This is a genomic window from Streptomyces sp. NPDC090088 (assembly GCF_044747345.1).
Taxonomy (GTDB): domain Bacteria; phylum Actinomycetota; class Actinomycetes; order Streptomycetales; family Streptomycetaceae; genus Streptomyces.
This window is the reverse complement of the sequence record NZ_JBIVDZ010000004.1, coordinates 507,130-523,649: the sequence shown is the minus strand read 5'-3', so window position 1 is coordinate 523,649 and position 16,520 is coordinate 507,130. Positions and strand designations below refer to the sequence as shown.

Genomic DNA, 16,520 nt, shown 5'->3' with positions numbered 1-16,520 from the left:
TCTCGATGGGGCGAGGCGTCCGTCATTACATTATCTATCGATCGATAGGGCCGCTAGTGTGTCCGGGAAATCCGCAGAGCGGAAGGGAACCTCGACATGGTGCGTACACGGTTCTGCGACGTGTTCGGAGTGGAGTATCCGATCGTCCAGGGCGGGATGCAGTGGGTGGGCCGTGCCGAGCTGGTGTCGGCGGTTGCGAACGCCGGCGGGCTGGGATTCATCACAGCGCTGACCCAGCCGACGCCGGAGGACCTGGCGAAGGAGATCGCCCGCTGCCGTGACATGACCGACAGGCCGTTCGGGGTGAACCTGACCATCCTGCCGTCGATCAGTCCGCCGCCCTACGCGGAGTACCGGGACGTGATCGTAGAGGCGGGGGTGACGGTGGTGGAGACGGCCGGGGCCAACCCGGCCGAGCACCTTCCGGCGTTCCATGCCGGAGGGGTGAAGGTGCTGCACAAGTGCACCAGCGTCCGCCACGCCGTGAAGGCGCAGGCACTCGGCGTGGACGGCATCTCGATCGACGGCTTCGAGTGCGCGGGCCACCCGGGGGAGGACGACATCCCCGGCCTGGTGCTGATCCCGGCCGCGGCGAAGGAGATCACCATCCCGATGATCGCCTCCGGCGGATTCGCCGATGCCCGCGGGCTGGTCGCGGCGCTCGCCCTGGGCGCCGACGGCGTCAACATGGGCACCCGGTTCCTGGCCACCGTCGAGGCGCCCGTGCACGACAACGTCAAGCGACGCGTGGTGGAGGCCGATGAGCGGGACACCGACCTGATCTTCCGGCCGCTGCGGAACACCGCGCGGGTGGCCCGCAACGCGGTCAGCGAGCAGGTCGTCTCGATTCTGAACGCGGGCGGGAGGTTCGAGGACGTCCGCGACCTCGTGGCCGGGGCCCGCGGCCGACGGGTGTACGAGGTGGGCGATCCCGATCTGGGCATCTGGACCGCCGGTATGGTCCAGGGGCTCATCCACGACATCCCGACGGTCGCGGACCTGATCGGCCGCATCGTCACCGAGGCGCACGCGCTGATCGCGGGCCGTCTCGCCGGCGTGCTCACCTGAGAGTCGCCCGCTCTGCTCCGGCCCGCCCTTCCTCGTGTGTCGGTCGTACGGGCTACGGAAGGCGGGGGTCGGTGGCGTCGCAGCGTCGTCGAACCCAGCTGCCGATCTGCTCGAAGGCGTCGGCCGCCGCCGGGAACATGTGATTCATGAAGCCGTGGATCTGGCCCGGGAAGCAGACGTCTTCGGCATCGACGCCCGCGTCGCGCAGCCGCGCGGCGTAGGCGCGCCCTTCGTCGCGCAGGAAGTCGCAGCCGCCGAGGACGATGAAGGCCGGCGGCAGGTCTGCCAGCGATTCGGCCGCCAAGGGGGCGGCATGCGGATCGTCGGCCAGGTCCCGGCCCCCGCTGTACGCGTTCCAGATCCACTCCGCGTCCTCCGCGGCCATGTTGAGGCCCGAGAACTCCTTCTGGGAGGGGAAGTTCGCGGTCGGCGCGGCCACGGAGGGGTAGATGAGGACCTGGCCGGCGAGCCGGACGCCGGCGGCGCCGCGAAGTCGCAGGGTGAGCGCTACCGCGAGGTTCCCCCCGGCGCTGTCCCCGGCGATGAGGACGTTCGACGGCGGCACGTCGAAACGGGCGGTGTTGGCGAGCGCCCAACGGGTCACCGTCTCGCAGTCGTCGAGCCCTGCCGGGAACGGGTGCTCGGGTGCGAGGCGGTATTCGACGGACACCACGACAGCGCCGGTGGCGTGGGCGAGCTCGCGTGCGACGTTGTCCATGAGGCCGATGCTGCCTGTGCACCAGCCGCCGCCGTGGAAGTAGACGACGAGCCCGGTCGGTCGGCTCTCCCCCCGGTAGATGCGCACCGGGATCCCGGAGACGACCTCGTCGTCGACGTGGGGCAGCGCGCGGGTCACGGGGAACGGAGACTCCGTCGGACGGGCCATGAGGTAGATGTCCTTGATGGGGATCTGCCGGGAGTTCTGCTGGAGCCAGTCGGCAACCCAGGGATCGAGCACACCTTCATCGGCCATGTCGCGATGCTATACGTTCGTATAACGTCGGCGTAAGGAGTGCGCGCCTCTGGATCACCTCGCGCGGGTCGCGGCCCCCGTCGGCGCCCGGGAGGGGCTGTGCGCGTCGAGTATCGTCGGCGCGTGACCACTTCCAGGAAACCGCGCGGGCCCTACCGCAAGAGCATCGAGCGGCGTGAGCGCATCCTGGATGCCGCGTTGGAGGCGTTCGCCGAACTGGGTGACCGCGGTACGTCGCTCCAGGAGATCGCGGACCGCGTGGGCGTGAAGCAGCCGGCGCTGATGTACTACTTCTCCTCGCGTGAGGAACTGCTCCTGGCGGCGTTGGAGCGCCGTGACGTGCTGAACACCGAGGTCGCCCGAAGCGCCAGGGCGGACGAGAGCTTTGTGGCCGGAGTCCGTCACTACATGGAGCAGCCCGGTCTGATCAAGCTCTACGTGACTCTGATGAGCGCGGCCACCGATCCCCAGCACCGGGGTCACGAGTTCTTCGTCGAGCGGTACAGCGATCTCACGTCGGTGGTGGCCGAGGGGCTCGAGGCGCGACAGCTGGAAGCGCGTGCGCGGGGCGACGTCGCGGCCGAGGACATGGCCAGGCTGCTCATGGCGGTTCTCGACGGCTTGCAGGTGCAGTGGTTGTTCGACCCGACCCTGGATCTGGCCCGACTGGCCGAGGTGTTCATGCGCCTGTGCGCGGGCCCGGAGGTGCCCGGCTCCGAACCGCGCGCCGGGGAGACGGCGGGGGAGATCGGTTCCGCCGGGTGACGGCGAGCACGCGGGAGTCGTGACAGGGGGCGTTCGCCTCACACTCCCGGGTATCGGTGCGCCGGAGTCCTGTCAGTGAATTTTGAATAGTGGTAAATTTTCAGTTGGAGGTCCGCGCCACCGCACGCCGCCGCCTGGAGAGGACGCGTTCATGCCGACCACAGGACCTGTCGTCGACCCTGCCGCGTTGCCGCTGGAGCGAAAGGTCTCGCTGCTTTCGGGCCGTGACTTCTGGTCGACCGCGCCGCTGGCGGACGCCGGGATCCCTTCGCTGGTTCTCACCGACGGCCCGCACGGGATACGCCGTCAGGACGTGGCGGCCGCCGACCACTTGGGCTTCCACGCCAGCTGGCCGTCCACCTGCTTTCCGCCCGCGGTCGCGGTGGCCTCCAGCTGGGATCCGGAGGTGGCCGCGCGCGTGGGGGCCGCGATCGGGCGAGAGGCCCGTGCCCTGGGCGTGCACGTCGTGCTGGGGCCGGGACTCAACATCAAGCGCTCTCCGCTGTGCGGGCGCAATTTCGAGTACTACTCCGAAGACCCGCTGCTGTCGGGCGTGCTGGGAGCCGCACATGTACGCGGACTGCAGGCACAGGGCGTAGGCGTTTCGGTCAAGCACTTCGCCGTGCACAACCAGGAGACGGACCGCATGCGGGTGAGCGCGGAGGTCGACGAACGGACGTTGCGCGAGATCTACCTGCCCGCGTTCGAACGCGTGGTCACCGAGGCCCGGCCCGTGATGGTGATGACCGCGTACAACCGGGTCAACGGTGTCCCGATGTCCCAGCATCACCGGCTGCTCGCCGACGTACTGCGGGGTGAATGGGGCTTCGAGGGCGTGGTGGTCTCGGACTGGGGCGGCGTGTACGACCGCGTCGCCGCTCTCGTCGCGGGTCTCGATCTGCAGATGCCGGGTCCGAGCGACGCGAACGACGCGAAGGTCGAACAGGCCGTTCGCGACGGGAAGCTGGCTGAGGCGGTCGTCGACACCGGTGTGCGGCGAGTGGCGGCCCTCGCCAGGTCCCTGGCCACCTCGGATGCTGTCGCCGGGACGGCCGGCATACCTGAGGAGGAGCACCACGCGCTCGCCCGGGAACTCGCCGCCGAGGGCGTGGTCCTGCTCAAGAACGGTGCCGACGTCCTTCCCCTCAGGGTGAACTCGCGCATCGCCGTGATCGGCGAGGTCGCCGCCCGGCCGCTGTACCAGGGGGGCGGCAGTTCACGGATCAACGCCACCCGCGCCGACAGCGCACTGGAGGCGATGCGGGACGTCGGGGAATCCGTACGCCATGCACGGGGATTCACCACCGACGACGCATGCGGAGACGGCGACGACGTTTCCGTGGAACTGCTCGGGGAGGCCGTCGGTATCGCGGCCGACAGCGATGTCGCGGTGGTGTTCGTCGCCGGGAACGGGGACACGGAGGGCAGGGACCGGGAGACCCTGGACCTGCCGGCGGAGCAGATCGAGCTCATCCGTGCCGTGGCCGCCGCCGCACCGCGGACCGTCGTGGTGGTGTCCGGTGGCGGCGTCGTCTCCCTGGAGGGCTGGCACGACGACGTGGACGCCATCGTGGAAGGGTGGTTGCTGGGCCAGGGGGGTGGCCACGCGATCTCGGACGTCCTGTTCGGAGTCGTCAATCCGTCCGGCCACCTGGCGGAGACCATCCCGCTGAGGCTCCAGGACACCCCCGCCTACACCAACTTTCCCGGCGAGGCCGGGCACGTGCGGTACGGCGAAGGTGTCATGGTCGGCTACCGCCACTACGGGACCGTCGAGCGCGCCGTGCGCTACCCGTTCGGCCACGGGCTGAGCTACACCACCTTCGCGACCACCGGCATGACGGTCGAGGCGACCGGGGACGACACCGCCACCGCGCGCGTCACCGTCACCAACACCGGCGACCGGGCGGGCAGGCATGTCGTCCAGGCCTACGTCGCCACGACCGCCGGACCGGTGCGCCGTCCCGCCCGCGAACTGCGTGCCTTCGCCAAGGTCTCGCTGGCGCCGGGTGAGACCCGGGTGGTCGAACTGGCCCTGGAACGCAGGGCGTTCGCCTACTACGACGTCGAGAACAGCAGGTGGACGGTGGCAGCCGGCGAATACCGGATCCAGATCGGCGAAAGCGCCGCGCGCATCGTCGCGGAGCGGTCCGTCACACTGCCCGGCGATGCTTCCACCAAGGAACTCTCCCTGGACTCGTCCTTCGGCGAGTGGCTCGGTCACCCGGTCCTCGGGCCTCTGCTGCGGGAGACCATGGCGGCGGGAATGTCCGAGGAGCGCCGGCGCGCGAGCGAGCTGAACTCCGACATGATCCATCACGTCGTGTCGGTCCCGGTTCGACAGCTGCTGAACTTCCCCGGCATCGAGTTGGCGGAGCAAGACCTGGTCCGCATGCTGGAGAGCACCCGTTGAGCCGTCCGATGGGTTGAACCGTGCGCCCGTCGCCCCGTCCCGCCAGGCAACCATCGGAACACGTGAACGTGCGGCGGCTGTGCCACCAGGGTCCTCGGCCAGACCGGTCAGCGACGCCACCCGCCACCGCGCCACAACAATCCCGGAGGCCCTCGCCGACGTCGGCTGTCATGTGCGCCTCCTGTCGCCGTCGCGGGTTCGCCCGACGGGACGCCGAACCGTCGAGGCTGCTCTCCTCAGCCGACGAGGCGACGCCTGCGCGGGCCCTGCCCGGGCCGTTGTGCGTTCGACCGGGCAGCCGTCGGCATCGGAAAGAGTGACCGGCGATGAAGGAGGACGCCGTGGCGGCGTGGCTCGGCGGTGAGCCCGGAGTCCGCCAGCGCGGTACGGACCGTGGGAGGCTCCGGCGTCACGGGAGCACCGTGGCGAGGTCGTCCTCGTCATCGCCGTGTCGAGGACGACCCCTCTCCAGTGGCGCCGCTACGACTCCTCGTCCTTCCTACGGGGCAGTGGTGGTCGACGTGGGGCCGGGCTCGCAGGCCACCGAGCTGACGGTGCCGCTGCGTTCGATGGCGCGTGCGTCGGTGCCGAGGTAGCTGGCGATCACCCGGGGGTCGTCGCGGACGTCGCCCGGCCGGCCGTCGGCGATGATCCGGCCGGTCTCCAGACAGTAGACGCGATCGCTGATGCTCATGATCAGCGGCATGTCGTGCTCGATCACGAGCATGGCTGCGCCGAGTTCGCGGCGGATCTCCTGGATGAGCGGACCGAACGCCTCGGTCTCACGCTGGGCGACCCCCGCGGTCGGCTCGTCCAGGCACAGCACCCCGGCGTCGAGTGCCAGCAGCCCGGCGAGTTCCACGATGCGCCGTGTCCCTGTCGACAGATCGCCGATGAACGCGTCGGCGTAGCGGCCCAGCCCGAGGAAGTCGATCAGATCGTCGGCATCGGACCTCTTGGAGCGTTCGCGCCTGAAGGTGTGGGGCAGGTGCAGGGCGGTGGCGAGCAGACCGGTCCGCCCACGTGCCTCCAGAGCGATCTGGACGGTCTCGCGAACCGTCAGCTCCGGGAAGAGCGTGGCCGCCTGGAAGGTGCGCCCCAGACCGAGGCGGGCGCGCGTCGCGGGGGAAGACCCGGTGACCTCCTGCCCGAGGAGTTCGACGGCCCCCTGCGAGGGGACGAGACCGCCGATGGCGTTCATCAGCGTCGACTTGCCCGCGCCGTTGGTCCCGATCAGGCCCACGATCTCATGGGGCCGGACCTGGAGGGAGACACCGTCCACGGCCACCCGCCCGCCGAACCGGACCCTGACGTGACTGGTGGCCAGCGCGAGTCCTCCGGAGGGCAGGGGGGCGCGCAGCCCACGGGTGAGGGCCCGGGGTGGTACCGCGCTCATGGACTTGGGCGGGGGATCCGCGCCGAGACGGTGGTCGGCCCAGGCCAGCAGGGCGTCACGGGCACGGTAGGCGAGTTGGACCAGGCCGCCGGGGAAGTAGAGGAGCAGGATCAGCAGGCCCATGCTGGAGGTCAGCAACGGGACGGTGTCGTTGTCCGGGAAGATCGCCGGCAGGCCGATCACCCACAGCGAGCCGAGCACGGATCCGGACACCGAGCCCAGGCCACCGATCACCACGACGGACACCAGGGTCAGGGAATCGGCGGTGAGGAAGTACCGGTCGGCGTAGGGCACGTTCTCGACGGCGCCCGCGAGCAGCGCGCCGCCGAGGCCCGCGATGCCGCCCGCGAGGGCGAAGACGCGCAGTTTCACCCGGGCGGCGCCCACCGTGTACGCGGCGGCCGTCGTCGGGTTGTCCCGTACGCCGATCGTCGTACGGCCCACGCCCGACTTCCGCAGGCGCGCGACGACGGTGAGCACGGCGACGAGGACGACCAGAACCAGGTAGTAGTAGGCGCGCGGCGTGGAGATGTCGATGCCGAACACCGAACCGCGCGGGAACGAGGCGGTCTTGAGACCCGGGTCGAGGAACACGCTGCGCTGGTAGAAGAACTGCTCGGCGGTGACGGCGAAGGCGAAGGTGGAGACCGCGAGCAGCAGTCCTCGTACCCGGAGCGCGCCCGCCCCGACGATCGCGGCCAGCGCGGCGGTGAACAGCGCCGCCGCCAGCACCGAGACGGGGAAGCCGAGAGCACGGACGCTGTAGACGATGTCACCGGCATCGATGCGCAGTCCACGGCTCAGCGCGGCCGCGGTCAGCGCGCCGAGCCCTGCGAAAGCCATCTGCCCCAGGGAGAGCTGCCCGGCCCAGCCGGTCAGGATCGTCACCGACGCCGCGCTGATCGAGTACCCGATGATGATCGTGAAGAGCAGCTGCTCGGAGGGCTGGGCGACGAGGAGCGGGACGACCACCGCGACCAGGGCGAGGAGGACGAGGGGAGAGCGTTCGAGGTGGCGGACCCACCACACGCCTCGCAGCCGCTCCGGGACCGGCCGGACCTTCGGGGCGAAGGAGAAGACCGATGTCTCCGTGTCCCGTCCCCGGCTGACGAAGAACACGGACCCCAGCACGAGCACGAAGATGACGAGTTCGGTGAGACCGGGCTGGTCGAGCCAGTTGAACTGGACGAACGACTGCAGCAGTCCGAGGAACACACCTGCCGTCAGGGCGATACGGAACGAGACCATCCGGGCGATGACCGCCGCGGCCAGGGCACGCAACAGCGTGGCGGGACCGAGTTCGGTGATCTGGGTCAGCGATCCGGTCTGGGCGGAGACGAGAATCAGGCACAGGGTCCCCAGCAGGCCGGCGAGGGACCACACGGCCGTGGACACCAGTTTCGGGCTGATGCCGTTCAGCCGGGCCAGCTCGGGGTTGGACGCGGAGGCCTTGACCGTCTTGCCGAGCGTCGTCCGGCCGAGGATCCAGCTCAGCGCGACCGCTGCCAGGGGGACCGTCACCAGGACGGACAGCTGCGCTCCGGTGATCTGCAGATCGCCGACGGGGGACCAGACGCCCGACCAGGGAACCGGGTAGGAGTCGTCGACGTAGCCGTCCAGACCCGGATACCCGGTGACGACGGTCGACGCGAGCTGGGCGACACCGATGGTCGCGACCAGCACGATCACCCGTGGCGCGTCGAACAGACGGCGGACGACCGCCAGGTCGACGATCGCGCCGAATGCCGTCCCGGCGATCAGGGCGAGGAGCAGTGCGATCCAGTAGGGCACGTGGTAGCGCACCACGAGGACGGCGAAGAGCACCGAGCCGACCAGGCCCATGTTGGCCACGGCGAAGTTGATGACACGGGTGGAACGGTGCACGAGCACGATGCTCATGGTCAGGAGGCCGATGACCAGTCCGTTGACCAGGCCGTCGAACAGAAGTTGCAGTGGGGGTGCTTGCACGGGGGATCAACCGCCTTCCCGGCCGAGGAAGACCGCGCGCGCCAGATCGTCGCGCTCGGCCAGTTCACGCGCGGGCCCGGTGAACCGGACCTGACCCTTCTCCAGGAACACCGCGCGGTCGGCGATGGCGAGGGCGATGTTCAGCGACTGCTCCACCACGACGATGGTGAGTCCGTCGGCCTTGAGGCGCTCGATGACGGCCAGCAGGTCCTGCACCACCACCGGTGCGAGGCCCAGCGACAGCTCGTCGATGAGCAGCACTTCCGGGTCGTGCATCAGCACCATGGCGAGGGCGAGCATCTGCTGCTGGCCTCCGGAGAGCGAGCCGCCGGTCTGGTCCCTCCGGTCGGCCAGATCCGGGAAGAGATCCAGGACGTAGGCGAATCGCTCCCCGCGACGTCTCGTGTCGCCACGGAAACGGAAGGCGGCCATCTCCAGGTTCTCGCGCACGGTCATGTCCGCGAACACGCCCTTGCCGCCGGGCAGCAGGTGAATCCCGTACCGCCCCCGTTGCTCGGGAGCCACGTACGTGATGGCGCGTCCGTTGAGCCGGACCACCCCGCGCGACGGCGTGCCGAGCCCGCAGACGACCTTCAGGATCGTCGACTTGCCGGCGCCGTTGGTGCCGAGCAGCGCCAGCGTCTCGCCACGCCTGACCTCGAAGGCGACGTCGAAGAGGACCTGTACATGCCCGTAGGAGAAGTCGATGTCGTTCACCTGGAGCAGCGGGATGTGCTCCGGGTCCTGTCGCCGGCGCTCGGCTTCCGCCAGTTCCTCACGCAGCTCCCGGACGACTAGGGAGAGGTCGTTCCTGATGAACCGTGCGCTGCGCACCATCAGGAAGCCGCCGAGTGCCGTGGCCGGAACGGCGAGCACCAGTATCGCGACGCGCGGGTTGTAGGCGTCGCTGATCAGACCCGAGACGAGGGCACCGCCGGTGGCGCCGAAGAAGAAGATGTACAGGGAGCCGAGCGCCGCGCCGAGCCCGCGCAGGCGGTACGGGACCACGGAGGTGATGATCGGGGCCGTCATGGCGAAGGCCACCGAGCCGAGCATGCCGCCCGGGATGGCGAGCAGCATGAACGCCCACCCCGTCGGCATGTACCACTGGACCGGTATGAGGACGGCACTCGGCAGGAGGAGGTATCCGAGCAGCGCCACGGCCCGGGACGGGTCGTGGCGGTAGAGCCGGTCGTAGTAGGGGCCGACGAACGGCAGCAGTGCCAGGACCGCGACGCCGCTGACCGAGCCCCACACTCCGCGTTCGAAGGTGGACATGTGGAAGTGGTCGTCCGCCCAGAGGTTGCTCAGAGTCCCGCCGGTGAACAGGGTGAAGCCGAGCGCCGAGAAGGCGAGGATCACCGTCTTCATGGTCCGTACCCGCACCAGGCGCGCGAACGCGGCCTCGACCGAGATCGGCATCGGCCTGTCGTCCTCGACCGTCTCACCGAGGACCGACTTCATCTCGTACTGTCCACGCCGGGGCTCCGGGAGGCGGAACGCCCAGATCGCCACCGCCACCGACGGCAGTCCGAGGATCAGGAACGGCCATCGCCATCCGTCGGCCCCGCCTGCCAGCGCGGCGATCCCCGCCACGACGAGCGGACTCAGCGCCGCGACGGAACGGGCCGAACTGTAGCCGACCGCGGACATGCGTCCGCGTACCTCGATGGGATAGGAGTCCGCCAGCAGGGAGCCGTGGACGGTGTTGGTGCTCGCTTTCGCGACGCCTACGCCGAACCGGGCCAGGAAGAACAGCAGGGCGTTGGCGGCCAGTCCCGAGGCCAGCACCATCGCGGCGAACATGACACCGGCCCAGCCGATGATCCGGCTGCGGCGGAACCGGTCCGCCAGCCAGCCCATCGGCAGCGCCCCGAGGATCAGGAACGCGCCCGAGGCCGCGGAGATGAAGACGATCACTCCGTCGCTCAGCCCGAACGCGTCGCGGATGTCCGGAGCGAGGATGGTCAGCGCGGCGGACTCCAGCTCGTCCAGCGCGGCGAGGGTGGCCAGGGTCAGGAAGGTCGTCGAACCGCCGGCCAGCAGTCCCTGGCGCAGGGTCACCGGCGCTCCGCCGACGCCGGGCAGCAGTTCGTCCGCGAAGAGGACCTCGCGCCGCGACTCGGCCTGCCGGGCCTGACGATCGGCCTCCGCCTCGATGAGCCCGGCGGCCAGGCCGGCGGCCGAGGGTACGCCGTCGTCGTCGTGTGCGGCGGGCTCGGAGGGCGTCGTCACCGTCGACGTCCCTCGACGAAAGGGCGCGGACAATCGCTTGGGCGCATGGGCGTCTCCGTGTACCAGGATGTCGGTCTTGGGGCGAAAGCACAGGAGCGTCGTGCACGGCTGAACTCCGGCACGGCACGGGCAGGCGTCACGAACCGGTTGCTCAGGAGTTCTCAAGAAGGATGTCGGAGACCCGCTCGCGCAGATCCGAGAGATCCTTCGCCGCTGCCGGGCTCCCGTCCCGAGGGGTGCTCCGGGGCGCCAGGTGGAATTCGGAGTACACGACCCTTCGTTCCGCGGTGCGGGGTGGTGTCGACTCGTGGAGGCAGCAGGACAGGTGCACCGTGAGGTCGCCGGGTTGCGTGGCGACGGCGACGACGGGCAGGTAGGGATCGGCCTTCGCGATCTCCACGGGCATCACCACGCGGTGCGATCCGGCGACGACCCTGAGCAGGCCGTTCGCCTCACTGGTCTCCGTGACAGCGATCCCGACCGTCAACGTGGCGCACGTGTACGCGTGACGGCCGAGGTGGCAGTCGCGGTGGAAACTGACGTCGGAGGCACCGACGACGACGCCCACCGGCTTGATCAGCGCTTCCGCGCAGCGACCTTCGACGGGGGCCTGGACGAGGTCGTCGCCGGCGGCGACCACGCGACGCAGTCGCTGCCACTGCTCACCGCGCAGAAGTGCGGCCAGAGCGGGTGAGCGCTCCACGAACTCCTGCATCCTGACGCATCGGCGCGAGTCGTCCGCGAGTGTGGCCCACCACGAACGGCCGTCCCCCTCACGGTAGTCGGGGAGTGCGGCGTCCATCTCGTCCGAGATCCTCGACACACACGCCGGATCGGTCCAGCCGCGCAGGTGCAGGAATCCCGCCGCACGCAGGAAATGCGCCACGTCTGCCGGATCGTCGTCCGGGGTGAAGCACCGGCCGAGGTCGAGTGGGGTGCCACGCCGGTCGCGGAAAGTGATCTGCTCGTCCATGATCGGCCAGCCCTCCAGGAGGGTCAGCCACAGGGAGTCCCAGACGGACACATCGCGCTTGTCGCCGCCACGGTATCGCAGCGTGCGGGCTGTCATCATGGCGTTGAACGACCGTTGGTTCTGTACCCAGTCGGAGAACTCCTGCTCGGTGAGCGTCACGACGAGCGCTCCGTCGGCGACCCCCCTTTCGGCCTCCAGCGCGCAGGCGCCACCGCGGAACGACCACCTGTCCTCCCCGACCTCGACTGCGAGTGGGGGAGCGTCCAGCGCCTCGATGCCACGAGCCACCAACGCGCCATTGCGGGCCGCGAGTTCGGCGAACTCGCCGGTGACGAATGCGTCGATGCCGATGTGGCGCAGGTCCGCATCGTGGCGTGTGCGCCGGTCCAGTGCGACAGACATGGTTCTTCCTCGACCTTCTATGACGCGGACGGGACGAACTTGCTTGTGACCGAGTCGTACGTGAAGAGCCGGAAAGGGACCGCGCCGTGCGGGGTCTTCTCGGTGTAGTCGGCCTTGTCGGCCTTTCCGGGAAGCGGGAAGGTGCCCAGCGAGAAACCGGCCGACTGGAAGGTCTCGTAGTCGAGCTTCCTGCCGGCCTTGCCGGCGATGGCCCCGAAGAGGTTCAGGCTGGTGCACGCGTCGGTCAGCGCGATCTGGGGGGCGAACGCCCCGGGGGGCAGGGTGGCGGGGTCGACGCCGAGCTTGCCCTTCAGTTTCGGGACGGCGTTCTCGACGGTCCCGACGCACTTCTGCACGGTGGACTCCGACCACTGGTCCACGGTCCCCAGCGTCAGGGCGTCGGACAGGGTGGAGTAGTCGTGCTTGGACTTGTTGTCCTCGGCGTAGATGTTGGCTTCGTCGCGGCTGGTGAACAGGAGCCGGGGACGGTACTTGGTCTTCTCCAGCGCCGCCGGGAAGGTCACCGCCGCCCCACCGGCGAGCACGAGCGTGTCGGCCCCCGAGGCCTGGAACTTCGTCAGGAACACGTTGGCCTGCTGGGCCGTCGCCACGGCGTCCTGGGGGTTCGCGTCGCTGATGGCGACCTGCACCGGGGTGACGCCGAGTTTCTTGAGCGTGGGCACGACGGTGTCCTGGACGAGGCTCTGCTCGTTCGCCACTCCGGCGACGGCGACCTTCCTGCCCTTGAGTGCCGCGGCGAACAGCCCGAGAGCGTCGTAGAGTTCGTCGCCTCCGCGATCCGTCGAGAACCACGGCGCCTTCGCCAGGGCATAGTTCTTCGTGGTCAACGGTCCTCCGACCACGGCGGTCCGGTTGTTCTGCACGTAGCAGAGCGGCTCGTTCGTGCTGAGTGTTCCGATCACCGCGAAGACCTTCTCGTCCTGCGTGAGTTTCACGCAGGTCTCCTGCGCGGCGGACGGCGACGTCACGTTGATGGCGCCGTACACCGGGATGATCTTGCGGCCGTTGATGCCACCGCTGTCGTTGAGCTTCTTGATCAACGCGCCGTACGTCGCTCGGTAGTCCCCGTGGTCGATGTGCAGGTACTGCTTGACCGAGGAGAAGTCCGGGTACACGACGCCGATCTTGATGCTGTCATCGGTGACACCGGGCGCGGCCCTGCCCACGGAGGGCGCGGAGACCCCGCCCGGTGAGGCCGCACCAGCGGCGTCCGCCTTCTTCTCCGCCGTGCAGGCGCCGGCCGAGAGCATGGTGGCGGCAGTGAGAAGAGACCAGACGCGGAGCCTGAGACGACGTGAGGTCATGACGAATCCGCTTCTCGAGAGACGAAGGCGGCGACAGACACCGAGGAGCGACGGTGCGAGGCTCACGGTTCGTTGGTGCCGTCGACGTACAAGGACGGTTCGGGGGCGGCGCCCGGTGCTTCGTCGGGAACCGTTGCGTATGAGTGGCCTGCCCCGGCGCCGGGGAGGTCCTTCGAGGCCGAGGTGGCGCGGCGCCCCGGCCGCTGGACTGCGACGGCCAGAATTTGAACGTGAGTAGAAATTAGCGGCTGTGCCAACGCCTCACAAGACTTCGGACGGTCAAAGTCGCATACGGGACAGTCCCGTCGGCAGACGCGCGTCCGACGCCCACCTCACCGAGGCGGCCTGACAGGTCCTGGCAGAAGTCGTTGATCAGGACCCGCTTGCCTCGCCGGGGCCGGCCACGGAGAGCTTGGTCGTCCCTCACCCGTGGCGGCTCCGGCTTCCCGCACTCCACCACCTCAAGCCCCGGCTCCACCTGCCGCCCTGACCACGGATCGGCGCCCTACGCGGGGCCCACGAGGAGAGTCCTGGTGACTGGGGAAAGGCCGTCGGCTCGGACCGTGACCTCGATCCGTCCCTCGCCGGAGGGACGGACGACCGCCAGTGCTCGGCCGTCGAAGGTGGTGCATTCCGACGCGCCGAATGACTCGTCGGTGTCGGGACGTCCGGTGCCCAGACCTTGCAGCACGCCCGCGCCCGACACGGCGACCTCGATCCGGCGGTCGGTGCCGGTGACGAGGACGCCTTCGGCGTCGCGGAGTTCGACGGTGACGAACGACAGGTCCGCGCAGGACGCGGTCAGCTCCGTTCGGTCGGCGCGCACGTCGAGCACGGTGGCCCGGCCCGCCGTCCGCAGGACCGTGCGGGCCTCTTCCCGGCCGGCCCGGTAGGCGATGGCCACCAGCTCGCCCGGCTCGTACTCCAGGGGGAAGCGGGCCCGGTACTCGTGGTCCGGACCTGCCGGCCCACGGCCCACGGTGCGGCCGTTGAGCCGGAGTTCGACCTCGTCACAGGAGCTGTAGACCTCGACGTCGATCGGTGTCTTCTCCTCGACGGGCCAGGTCCAGCTCGCCAGGGCGTCCGGCCAGGACCACAGGCTCATCGCCGGGACCGCCTCGCGTCCGTGGTGGCAGGGGCGCTCCACCGCGAGGTAGGGCTCGTGCCGCAGTCCGAAGACGGTCTCACGGTAGTACGACTGTGGGCGGCGGTGCCCGGTGATGTCGAGGTCGCCGCACCAGGCCGTCAGCCAGGGATACGGAGCCTCGGAGCTGGTCCTGCTCTCGTCGGCGTAGCGGCGGCGGCCGATGCCGGCCTCACCCAGGTAGTCCCAGCCGGCCCAGGTGAAGTCGCCGAGTACCTGCGGGTTCTCCTGGACCAGCCGCCAGTTGCGGGCGATGCCCTGCGGGTAGGTCTCGGTGCCCACGGTGATCCGGTTCGGGTACTGATCACGGTCCAGTTCGTAGCGGCCCGCGGCGTAGTTGAGCCCGGCGATGTCCACCGCAGAAAGCGACTCCTCGACGCGGGCGGCGACCGCCGCTGACTCCGCGACACGGCTCATCGTGTCGCCGGCGGCGTTGACACCGCCGGCCATGGTTCCGCCGTCCATGGCGCCCCCGTTCTCGGTGGCGCGCTCCTTCATCATCGCGATGACGTCGGGCAGAACCGAGACGAATCCATTGACCGCGTTCGTCACCGGGCGCGTCGGGTCGAGCTCGCGCACCTTTTCGGCGAGTTGCCGTCCCAGGGCGGCGCCGAGCGGGCTGCCGGTCTCGGGGATCTCGTTGCCGATCGAGTAGAGGACGACGCTGGGGTGGTTGCGGTCCTTGCGCACCATCGCCCCGATGTCGCGCTCCCACCAGTCCGCGAAGTCGGTGGCGTAGTCGAACGGCGACTTGGGCTGGGTCCACGTGTCGAAGGCCTCGTCCATCACCAGCATCCCGAGGCGGTCGCACGCGTCGAGCATCGCCTGGCTGAGCGGGTTGTGGGCGCTGCGGACGGCGTTGAAGCCGGCCTGCTTGAGCAGTTCCACGCGGCGTTCCTCGGCGCGGCCGATCGCGGCGGCTCCCAGGACGCCGTTGTCGTGGTGCAGGCAGGCTCCGCGCAACTTCACGACCTCGTCGTTGATCCGCAGGCCGTGGAAGGGATCGAGACGAAGTGTGCGGATGCCGAGCGGCACGGTGTCACGGTCCAGCGCCTCCGAGCCGTCGCGCAGGGTGACGCAGACCCGGTGCAGGCAGGGGTCGTTCACGCTCCAGCGGCGGGGCTCGCGGACGTAGACACGGTGACGCACGACGGCGGTCCCACCGGGTCGGACGGTGACCGGTGCCGTGCCGTGTGCGACCCGGTTGTCCTGTGCGTCGGCCACCTCCGCCTCCACGGTGACGGTCCGCGTCGACAGCCCGGCGTTCGTGACGGGGACGGCGATCTCCACCACGGCGCGCTCGTCGTCCACGTCCGGCGTCGTGACGACGATGCCGTCCTGGGAGATGTGCACAAGGCCGGTGACCACCAGGACGACGTCCCGGTGCAGGCCCGCGCCCGAGTACCAGCGGGAGTCGTCGCAGGTGCGTACGTCGACGCGGACGGTGTTGTCGGCGCCGTAGACCAGGAAGTCGTCGAGCGGCACCGTGAACGTCGAGTATCCGTAGGCCCAATGGGCGGCACGGGTGTCGTTGAGGTGAACCATGGCATCCCGGTAGGCGCCCTGGAATTCCAGGGACACTCGCCTGGCGGACCAGGACTCGGGCACGTGGAAGGTCTTGGAGTACTCGTACTCACCGGAGGGCGGGAAGTATGCCGTCCTGCCGCTGCCCTCTGGTGTGCGGGGCCGACCGATCAGCGCGTCGTGGGGGAGCGTGACGGGTTGCGAGGCGGCGCCGGGGTCGGTGAGCTGGGCCCAGATGTTCGGCTTGGGTTTGACGGCCCATCCGCGGTTGAACGAACGACGACGGTTCATATCGGTTTCCTTCCGTGCCCGGTAGGGGCGGCAGGCGCGTCGG

Annotated in this window: 9 protein-coding genes; 3 read left to right on the top strand and 6 right to left on the bottom strand. The window is 69.6% G+C overall.

Annotated elements, in window-relative coordinates; genetic code table 11:
* Positions 1 to 96: 96 nt before the first annotated feature.
* Positions 97 to 1,068: an NAD(P)H-dependent flavin oxidoreductase gene (locus tag ACIPSJ_RS22410; protein ID WP_401348078.1), complete on the top strand. Its 972-nt coding sequence runs from the start codon at positions 97 to 99 to the stop codon at positions 1,066 to 1,068.
* 52 nt (positions 1,069 to 1,120) lie between these two features.
* Here the strand turns inward: ACIPSJ_RS22410 and ACIPSJ_RS22405 are convergent, their stop codons facing one another.
* Positions 1,121 to 2,041, bottom strand: a complete 921-nt coding sequence (locus tag ACIPSJ_RS22405; protein WP_401348075.1) for an alpha/beta hydrolase — start codon at positions 2,039 to 2,041, stop codon at positions 1,121 to 1,123.
* Positions 2,042 to 2,140: 99 nt separating this feature from the next.
* Between ACIPSJ_RS22405 and ACIPSJ_RS22400 the strand changes: the two genes are divergently transcribed.
* Together ACIPSJ_RS22400 and ACIPSJ_RS22395 are read left to right on the top strand one after the other, a co-directional pair.
* Complete coding sequence (locus ACIPSJ_RS22400) at positions 2,141 to 2,806, top strand: TetR/AcrR family transcriptional regulator (RefSeq protein WP_401348073.1); 666 nt, start codon at positions 2,141 to 2,143, stop codon at positions 2,804 to 2,806.
* Between the two features lie 151 nt (positions 2,807 to 2,957).
* Positions 2,958 to 5,219 carry a glycoside hydrolase family 3 C-terminal domain-containing protein gene (locus ACIPSJ_RS22395; RefSeq protein ID WP_401348071.1) on the top strand — a complete coding sequence of 754 codons (2,262 nt, stop codon included), beginning with the start codon at positions 2,958 to 2,960 and terminating at the stop codon, positions 5,217 to 5,219.
* Positions 5,220 to 5,718: 499 nt separating this feature from the next.
* Here the strand turns inward: ACIPSJ_RS22395 and ACIPSJ_RS22390 are convergent, their stop codons facing one another.
* The 5 genes from ACIPSJ_RS22390 to ACIPSJ_RS22370 form a co-directional block, all read right to left on the bottom strand.
* A complete protein-coding gene (locus tag ACIPSJ_RS22390) occupies positions 5,719 to 8,583 on the bottom strand; it encodes an ATP-binding cassette domain-containing protein (RefSeq protein ID WP_401348069.1) in 2,865 nt (954 codons plus the stop codon).
* Between the two features lie 6 nt (positions 8,584 to 8,589).
* A complete protein-coding gene (locus ACIPSJ_RS22385) occupies positions 8,590 to 10,818 on the bottom strand; it encodes an ATP-binding protein (RefSeq protein ID WP_401348067.1) in 2,229 nt (742 codons plus the stop codon).
* A 151-nt stretch (positions 10,819 to 10,969) separates the two neighbouring features.
* Entirely contained in the window at positions 10,970 to 12,193 is a 1,224-nt protein-coding gene (locus ACIPSJ_RS22380; protein ID WP_401348066.1) for a phytanoyl-CoA dioxygenase family protein, read from the bottom strand.
* A 17-nt stretch (positions 12,194 to 12,210) separates the two neighbouring features.
* A complete protein-coding gene (locus tag ACIPSJ_RS22375) occupies positions 12,211 to 13,518 on the bottom strand; it encodes an ABC transporter substrate-binding protein (RefSeq protein WP_401348063.1) in 1,308 nt (435 codons plus the stop codon).
* Between the two features lie 505 nt (positions 13,519 to 14,023).
* Positions 14,024 to 16,477 (bottom strand): glycoside hydrolase family 2 TIM barrel-domain containing protein, encoded by a 2,454-nt coding sequence (locus tag ACIPSJ_RS22370; RefSeq protein WP_401348061.1) that lies wholly within the window; start codon positions 16,475 to 16,477, stop codon positions 14,024 to 14,026.
* Between the last annotated feature and the right edge of the window lie 43 nt (positions 16,478 to 16,520).